Consider the following 7,137-nt stretch of genomic DNA (forward strand, 5'->3'; position numbering starts at 1 on the left):
CCGGCACGCTCGACCCGATGGCCGGCGGCGTGCTCATCCTCTGCCTGGGCACGGCCACGCGCATCAGCGAATATCTGCTCGGCGGCGACAAACAATATCGCGCCACCGTGCGGCTGGGGCAGACCACGACCACCTACGACGCCGAAGGCCAATTCCTGGAACAGAGTCTGGTGACTGTGGGGCTTGATCAAATCGAATCGGCTCTGCCCAATTTTCGCGGAACGATCTCGCAAGTGCCGCCCGCTTTCTCGGCGGTGCAAGTGGGTGGTCGCCGCGCCTACAACATGGCCCGTCACGGCGAAACGCCCAACCTGGCTCCCCGCTCGGTCACCATTCACGGCCTCGATCTGATTTCGTGGCAATCGCCCGATCTCACTCTCAACATCACCTGCTCGGCGGGAACGTATATTCGCTCGCTGGCGCACGATTTGGGCCGGGCGCTCGGTTGCGGCGGCTATCTCACCGCCCTCAGCCGCACCGCCGCCGGCGGCTTCACCTTAGAAGACGCCCACGAACTGTCGCACATCGAAAGCACCTTCAAGGCTGGGAATGGCGCAACGCTGATCCGTCCCACCGATCACGCCCTGAGCAGTTGGCCGGTCGTGTCTCTTGACGCCGCCGGGGCCAACCGCATCCTGCACGGCAACCCGGTTCCCATTCAAAACCTGCCTCAAGGCTCAGGCCTGGGCCGCGCTTATGATCCCAACGGTTGTCTGATCGCCATCGTCGAGGCCGACCCGGCCAGCGGGCAGTGGAAGCCAAAGAAAGTTTTAGCAACCGCATGATTCACGCTCATTCACTGGCCGAACTGGGAACGCCCGAACGTCCGGCCCTGCTCACCCTCGGCTCGTTCGACGGCGTGCATCTCGGCCATCAGGCGCTCATTCGCGGCCTCGTCGCCAAAGCGCAACAACGCGATATGCGCGCCGCCGTCGTCACCTTCTTTCCGCATCCGGCCGTCGTCTTGCGCGGGCGGCGGCCCGCCTTCTACCTCAACACGCCCGAAGAAAAAGCCGGACAGTTGGCGGCCCTGGGCGTGGACGTGGTTGTGACTCATCCGTTCAATCATGAGGTTGCCAACATCACCGCCGCCGATTTTGTCGAACGACTGCAAGCCGCCCTCAACTTCAAAGAGGTCTGGTGCGGCGCAGATTTTGCTTTCGGCCACAACCGCGAAGGCAACGTGGCCTGGCTGAAAGCGCGCGGCGGCAACTACGGTTACGAAGTGCGTGTGGTTGAACCGATGATGTCGGGCAACGCCGTGATTTCATCCAGCCGTGTGCGCCTGGCCCTGACCGACGGAAACGTCGGGGAAGCCGCCGACTGTTTGGGCCGCCCCTTCCAACTCAACGGCCTTGTCGTCGAAGGCAACCGCCGGGGCCGGACCATCGGCGTCCCCACAGCCAACCTGCAACTCTGGGACGAACAGGCTTACCCGGCGCGCGGCGTGTACGCCTGCAAAGCCCGGATCGGCAGTGAAGCCGTCAACGCCGTCGCCAACATCGGCGTGCGCCCCACCTTTGAAACTGACGCCCAACCCACCGTCGAAGCCCACCTGCTCGATTTCAACCGCGACCTCTACGGCCAAAGTCTAACACTCGACTTCATTGCCCGCCTGCGCCCGGAGCAAAAATTCAACGGCGTGAGCGAGTTGGTTGCTCAGATACACCGAGATATTCGAAGCGCAAGGGAAATCCTGACATCGCAGGAGTCAGGAGTCAGAAGTCAGTAGCCAGAATATTCTGACTCCTGACTCCTGGCTTCTGAATTCTTACCGTGCCTCAACGCGACATTTACCTTCTCTCACCCAAACATCTCAGCCCCGAAACCATCGCCGTCACCTTCGCCAAAACCTCGCGCAGTCCCGAATCCTTCCGCGAGATTGCCGCCGAGTTGAGCGACGCCGAGTCGGCCAGGTTTCACGAAAAGTGGGTGGTCGGCTACGGCCACGCCTCGGTGGCCGAGCACGCCGTTTTGCACATCGCCTTCGAGAACGTCTCGCGGCTCGCTATCGAGTGCATCGAGTCCAACCGCCTTGCCTCCTACACCGAAAAATCCACTCGCTACCAAAAATGGGACCCGGACGGTTTCTACACCCCGCGCGTCATCGCCGACTCTCAACGCGCCGAACTCTACCAGCAAACCTGCACCCGGCTGTTCAACGTTTATCGCGAGTCGCTGGCCCCAGTCAGGCGCTGGGTCGAAACTCAATTCCCGCGCAAAGAGAACGAGAGCGAAGCAAGATATGATGGCCGCATCCGCTCCAAATACGTGGACAACTGCCGCTTCATCCTGCCCGCCGCCGCGCTGGCCAATTTGGGCATGACGGCCAACGCCCGCGTCTTCGAAAACGCCATTCGCAAAATGCTCTCGCACCCGCTTGAAGAAGTGCGCGAGATCGGCGAAGAGGTCAAGCGCGTCGCCCTCGGCGAAACGCCGACGCTAGTGAAGTATGCGGAGAGAGTGCCGTATCTGGCTGAATTGCCGACGATGGACGACGGACGATGGACGACGGAACGTCCGTCGCCCGTCATTCGTCCTTCGTCAACTTCCAACTGGCTGACGCTGGTTGACTACGACCGAGATGGCGAAAATAAATTCCTGGCCGCTGTTCTCTACCGATTCGGCGGAATGTCGTTCACCGAGGCCATGACCGCCGTGCGCGCCATGACCGATCAAGAGCGCGCCGGTTTGGCCGCCGAAGCGTTGGGGAAGCTGGACAAGTACGACACCCCGCTCCGCGAACTGGAGCACGTCACTTATACCTTCGATTCATGGATGGATCAGGGCGCTTACTTTGAAGTGAAGCGTCATCGGATGATGACTCAAACGCCGCAACGCCTCGCCGCCGGCCTGGGCTGGGCCACGCCGTCTGCATTTGAGGCCGCCGGTTTCAACGCCGAGTATCAGGCCGCCATGCAAATGGCGGCTGAAACGTATCAAGCCCTCGCCGCCGATTTCCCTGAGGAGGCCTCTTACGTCATCCCCAACGCCTTCAATCGCCGCCTGCTGATGACCCTCAACCTGCGCGAAGCCTTCGCCTTCTGCGAACTACGCACCGCCCCCAACGCCCACTTCTCCGTCCGTCGCGTTGCCGCCCGCATGTACGAGCTAATTCGCGAAGCGCACCCTTTACTCGCCGGCTTCATGCGCTGTGGCGAGCGGCCAACGGCGGAATCCATTGAGCAAGAGTTTTTTGTGAGCGTGGCCTGAAAATTGTAGAGCGATTTGGCAAATCGCTCTACATGTGTGTAAGCCAGATTACAACCTTGGGCAGTTTGAGGGTGGGCAGGCCGTTGTCGAAGTGGGCTTCGGCCTTGTCCGGCTCCACCGGCACGTTCAACAGCAGTGACCGGCTGTAGCGACCATAAGGGCGCTCGGCGAAGGTGTAGTCCACGCGCTCCGCGTTGTTACTGGATCGTCTCGGCCAACTGGCTGAGAACAAAGCGGACGCTGGTTTTGTGGGAGGCAGTGCAGGGCAGGATGGGCGTATCGGGGTGAAGATTCAGGGCGCGGCGAAGCTTTTCGGGGTGGACGGCGTCGGCCAGGTCTTGCTTGTTGGCGGCCACAATATGCGGCACGGCTTTGGGAGCCAGAAACTCGTCGAGCATGGCTCGCACGTCGGGGAAGGTGTCGTGGGCGGTCGAGTCGACCACCATGACCAGGCCGTGCATCTCGCGGCTGAGAATGTCCCACATGAAGTCGAAGCGGACCTGGCCCGGCGTGCCGTTGAGGTGCAAAATATCGTCGCCGATTTCGGCCCGGCCATAATCCATGGCCACCGTCGTCTGAGTTTTCATGCCCTTTTCGCGGCGGCTGATTTTGCGCTCGGTGGACACCAGCGGAATATCGCTGATGGTTTTGACGAACTGGCTCTTGCCGGCGCCAAACGGGCCGGTGACGACGATTTTGAGAATGCGGGACATGGAAAATGGCAATGACGAATGCAAAATGACGAATGGCCTTTTAGGTTGCCTTTCGTCATTCGCCAGTCGTCATTTGCTCCCGTCGTTTTTCAAATCTACAAAGCGGTAGCCCACGCCGCGCTCGGTGAGGATGTAGACCGGGTGGGCCGGGTCTTTCTCCAGCTTCTGGCGCAGGTAGTTGATGTAGAGCCGCAGGTAGTGGGTCTCGTCGCGATATTCGTAGCCCCATACCTTCGCCAGCAGTTGATCGTGCGGCACCACCCAGCCGGCGTTGCTCACCAGATGATAAAGGAGACGAAACTCGGTGGGGCGCAGTTTGACCAGCTTGCCTTCGACAAAAATTTCCCGCCGGTCAAAGTCAATTTGCAAGCGATTGTCCACTTTGATAGCCGCCTTTTGCGCCGGAGCCGGCGACTCGGTGCGGCGCAAAACGGCCTTGACCCGGCTGACAAGTTCACGCGGGCTGAAAGGCTTGGTCACATAATCGTCGGCCCCCAGTTCCAGGCCGCGCACCCGGTCGTCTTCTTCGCCGAGCGCGGTGAGCATGACCACCGGCACGCTGGAGAACTCGCGCAGGGCGCGCAGAGTCTCGAAGCCGTCCAGTTCGGGCATCATCACGTCGAGAATCACCAGATCGGGCAGGGTGTCGCGCACCTGTTGCAGGGCTTTGAGGCCGTCACCCGCCTCGAAGACGGCGTAACCTTCCAGCTCCAGGTTCATGCGAATGAAACGGATCATCCGCGGCTCGTCGTCAACGACGAGGATGCGGTGAGACTCGCGAGGTTCAGGCATAGTGGCTTTGCCGAGACGTTGCGTTGCAACGTCTCTACTCTCGGACGAACGAGATGACCTTCTCTTCTTCGTCGGTCGGCATGATCTCGATAAAGTTCATGCGGTTGATAGGCCAGATGACGGTGGTGACGTTGGCGACCAGGTTGATCAGGTCTTTGCCGTCACGACGGCGCGGGTTCTTGCCAATGACAATGAGGTCGGTCGGCGACGGCATCTGGTCAATTTCGCAGAGGATCGGGTCTTCGTTGTTGATGTGCAACAACACAGTGATGGCCATGAGCAAACTCCTGACAGGGTGTTATTTTTGGTTTTCCGGATTGAAGTAGACGTTGAACGCCAGCTTGCCGAGTTTGACTTCGTCGCCGTCTTTGAGCATTTGCATTTTGCCCGCGCCGAGCAGGCGGCCATTGACCAGCGTGCCGTTGGTGCTACCCAGGTCAACGATGCTCAGGCCGAATTCGTTGTAGAGCAAGGTGGCGTGGCGGCGGGAGACGCCCATTTGCTGTCCATTGTAAAGGCCCAGGTCAACATCCGGCTCGGCGTCATTCTTGGGATCGGCGCGGCCAAGAAGATACTCAGACTTTCCGGCAAGCTGGATGCGGTCGGCTGAGCCGTGGATGTGAATGGCAACGTGGCCGGCCATGGGGGCCGTGACGCCGGGAAGCAGTTCGGAGCGCAATTTTTGCGTGGTCTCCTTCAGGCTATCCGTAAGGTGAGCCGTCTCATCTTCCGAGCTTTCCCATAGCCTCGCGCCGCAATCACTGCAAAACAGTGTGCCGGGATATTCAGCATGCTTGCAATTGGAGCAGATAATCACGTCTTTGCTTTTGGCGGAGCGATCAGCGCCCGCGTTCCATACTTGATTCGTTTTCGAGCTTCGGCAGAAATTTGCCGGGTCTGGCCCAGGCGATAGGCTTCGGCCAGGGCCACCTTGGCCAGTTCGCCTTCACCGTCGGAGATCAGGCGGGTAGCCAGCATTTCCAACCGGGTGGTGGCTTTCAGCACGTCGCCTTCGTCCACGGCGGCCCAGGCTTTCTCCTGAAGCCGGTATAGAGTAAGTTTATCCAATGCGTTCACAATTGCAAGGGGCGGCGGAGTCACTTCCGCCGAATCAGTCAGCTTCATCTGCAAGTCCAGCATGTAGCGTTCGTCGAGGCGGCCTAAACTTAGCACGTCGCCCAACACGGTCAGGCGGGCCAAATTTTGCAGGCCGCCCTCGCCAACCTGCGCCAAAAATTCCAGCAGAACCGAGACCGGCTCTTCGCGTTGCAGAGAGCCGATTCGCAATGGTTGCAAGTCCAGCGGCACCGGCTGGGCCTGCGGCGACACTTTGAAGGCCGAGCGCAGAGTCACGCCGGGGTCGCACGTCACTTGCAGGCGAAGCCGCTGGGCCAGCGTGCCGCCCATGCCCCGAACCTGCTCGGTGAGCAGGCGGGTGACGACGCTGGGCGAACTAATGTAACGCGACTCGCCGCCGGTGGCCCCGGCCAGTTGGTCCAGAAACGAGTCGTTCCACTCATCCCCAATTCCCAGCCCGCTGACGGTGACCCCGTCACTCTCGGCCAGAGTCGCCAGCAGCAGGCAGTTGTCTTCGTCGCCATAAGTCCGGCCATCGGTCAGCAGAATGAGGTGATTGACCGATTTGGGATTCAGGTTGCGCTGGATTTCGAGCAGGCCGGCCAGCAGGCCTTGCAGGATTTCGGTGCCGCCGCTGGGGTTGATGGAACTGACTTTGTTCAGGATGGCGGCCTTGTTCGTCATTTGTTGAGCCGGGATGATGACCTCGGCCCGGTCGCTGAAGGCCACCACCGAAAACGTGTCGTTGGCATTGAGGCCTTCGATGATTTGTTTGGCCGCCGACTTGACTTGCTCCAGGCGCGGCCCCTGCATTGAGTTAGACCGGTCTATGACCAGGCAGACGTTGAGGGGCGGCGTGGGCAGGTTGGCCCAGAGGGTGGCGCGAATGTCTACCAGGAAGTAGACAACCTGCGGTTCTTTGAGGTGGCCCATTGTATTGCGGCTGGGAATGACTTGCGGGACGAACAGGGGCATGCCGCCGGCGTCGAAGAGGCCGTTGTATTCCGCGCGGCGTTGAGGGTCACTGAGGATGTCGTAGGCGTTTGAGACGAGTTTGAACTCGTCGGAGGCCGAAGGGTCGGGGTTGGTGTCGGGGTGAAAACGGCGGGCGGTCTGCCGGAATGCTTGCCGGATTTCATCCTGAGTGGCGGAGCGCGCTACGCCCAGGCTGGCGTAGAGATCGGGCATGGGCGGTGGCATGGCAGGGTCTTTGTGAGCTTACGGTGATCGCTACGGGCTGTACTCGATAAGAACAGCAGTGATGTTGTCGTGTCCCCCGGCGTCGTTAGCCATTTGCACCAGCTTGTCACAGGCGGCTTGCAGACTGGGCGCCGTTCGCACC

General features: G+C 60.5%; 10 protein-coding genes. 3 read left to right on the top strand and 7 right to left on the bottom strand.

Features of this window, described 5'->3' with window-relative positions; all coding sequences use genetic code 11:
• From truB to HYZ49_07365, 3 genes are all read left to right on the top strand, one after another.
• On the top strand, nt 1-785 hold a 785-nt coding region (truB, locus tag HYZ49_07355), incomplete at its 5' end, for a tRNA pseudouridine(55) synthase TruB (protein ID MBI3242092.1).
• Nucleotides 710-1,732 carry a bifunctional riboflavin kinase/FAD synthetase gene (locus HYZ49_07360; GenBank protein MBI3242093.1) on the top strand — a complete coding sequence of 341 codons (1,023 nt, stop codon included), beginning with the start codon at nt 710-712 and terminating at the stop codon, nt 1,730-1,732. The genes truB and HYZ49_07360, both read left to right, overlap by 76 nt.
• Nucleotides 1,733-1,776: 44 nt before the next feature.
• Nucleotides 1,777-3,213, top strand: a complete 1,437-nt coding sequence (locus tag HYZ49_07365; protein MBI3242094.1) for an FAD-dependent thymidylate synthase — start codon at nt 1,777-1,779, stop codon at nt 3,211-3,213.
• A gap of 28 nt (nt 3,214-3,241) precedes the next feature.
• Here the strand turns inward: HYZ49_07365 and HYZ49_07370 are convergent, their stop codons facing one another.
• The 7 genes from HYZ49_07370 to HYZ49_07400 form a co-directional block, all read right to left on the bottom strand.
• Nucleotides 3,242-3,397, bottom strand: coding sequence for an Hsp20/alpha crystallin family protein (locus HYZ49_07370; protein MBI3242095.1), 156 nt, complete (start codon nt 3,395-3,397; stop codon nt 3,242-3,244).
• Between the two features lie 13 nt (nt 3,398-3,410).
• Nucleotides 3,411-3,926: an ATP/GTP-binding protein gene (locus HYZ49_07375; protein MBI3242096.1), complete on the bottom strand. Its 516-nt coding sequence runs from the start codon at nt 3,924-3,926 to the stop codon at nt 3,411-3,413.
• A gap of 69 nt (nt 3,927-3,995) precedes the next feature.
• Nucleotides 3,996-4,718, bottom strand: coding sequence for a response regulator transcription factor (locus HYZ49_07380; protein MBI3242097.1), 723 nt, complete (start codon nt 4,716-4,718; stop codon nt 3,996-3,998).
• Nucleotides 4,719-4,752: 34 nt separating this feature from the next.
• Nucleotides 4,753-4,995, bottom strand: coding sequence for a hypothetical protein (locus HYZ49_07385; GenBank protein MBI3242098.1), 243 nt, complete (start codon nt 4,993-4,995; stop codon nt 4,753-4,755).
• Between the two features lie 21 nt (nt 4,996-5,016).
• On the bottom strand, nt 5,017-5,397 hold the full coding sequence (locus HYZ49_07390; GenBank protein MBI3242099.1) for an FHA domain-containing protein: 381 nt from the start codon (nt 5,395-5,397) through the stop codon (nt 5,017-5,019).
• Nucleotides 5,398-5,531: 134 nt separating this feature from the next.
• Nucleotides 5,532-6,983: a VWA domain-containing protein gene (locus HYZ49_07395; protein ID MBI3242100.1), complete on the bottom strand. Its 1,452-nt coding sequence runs from the start codon at nt 6,981-6,983 to the stop codon at nt 5,532-5,534.
• 42 nt (nt 6,984-7,025) lie between these two features.
• A partial coding sequence (locus tag HYZ49_07400) for a serine/threonine-protein phosphatase (GenBank protein MBI3242101.1) occupies nt 7,026-7,137 on the bottom strand: 112 nt, incomplete at its 5' end.

Source organism: Chloroflexota bacterium, from assembly GCA_016197225.1.
Lineage (GTDB): Bacteria > Chloroflexota > Anaerolineae > Anaerolineales > VGOW01 > VGOW01.

What these genes read in the sequence shown, in the direction of transcription:
- HYZ49_07385 (MBI3242098.1), bottom strand. Translation starts at nt 4,995, where the DNA reads ATGGCCATCACTGTGTTGTTGCACATCAACAACGAAGACCCGATCCTC.
- HYZ49_07395 (MBI3242100.1), bottom strand. Translation starts at nt 6,983, where the DNA reads ATGCCCGATCTCTACGCCAGCCTGGGCGTAGCGCGCTCCGCCACTCAG.
- HYZ49_07375 (MBI3242096.1), bottom strand. Translation starts at nt 3,926, where the DNA reads ATGTCCCGCATTCTCAAAATCGTCGTCACCGGCCCGTTTGGCGCCGGC.
- HYZ49_07380 (MBI3242097.1), bottom strand. Translation starts at nt 4,718, where the DNA reads ATGCCTGAACCTCGCGAGTCTCACCGCATCCTCGTCGTTGACGACGAG.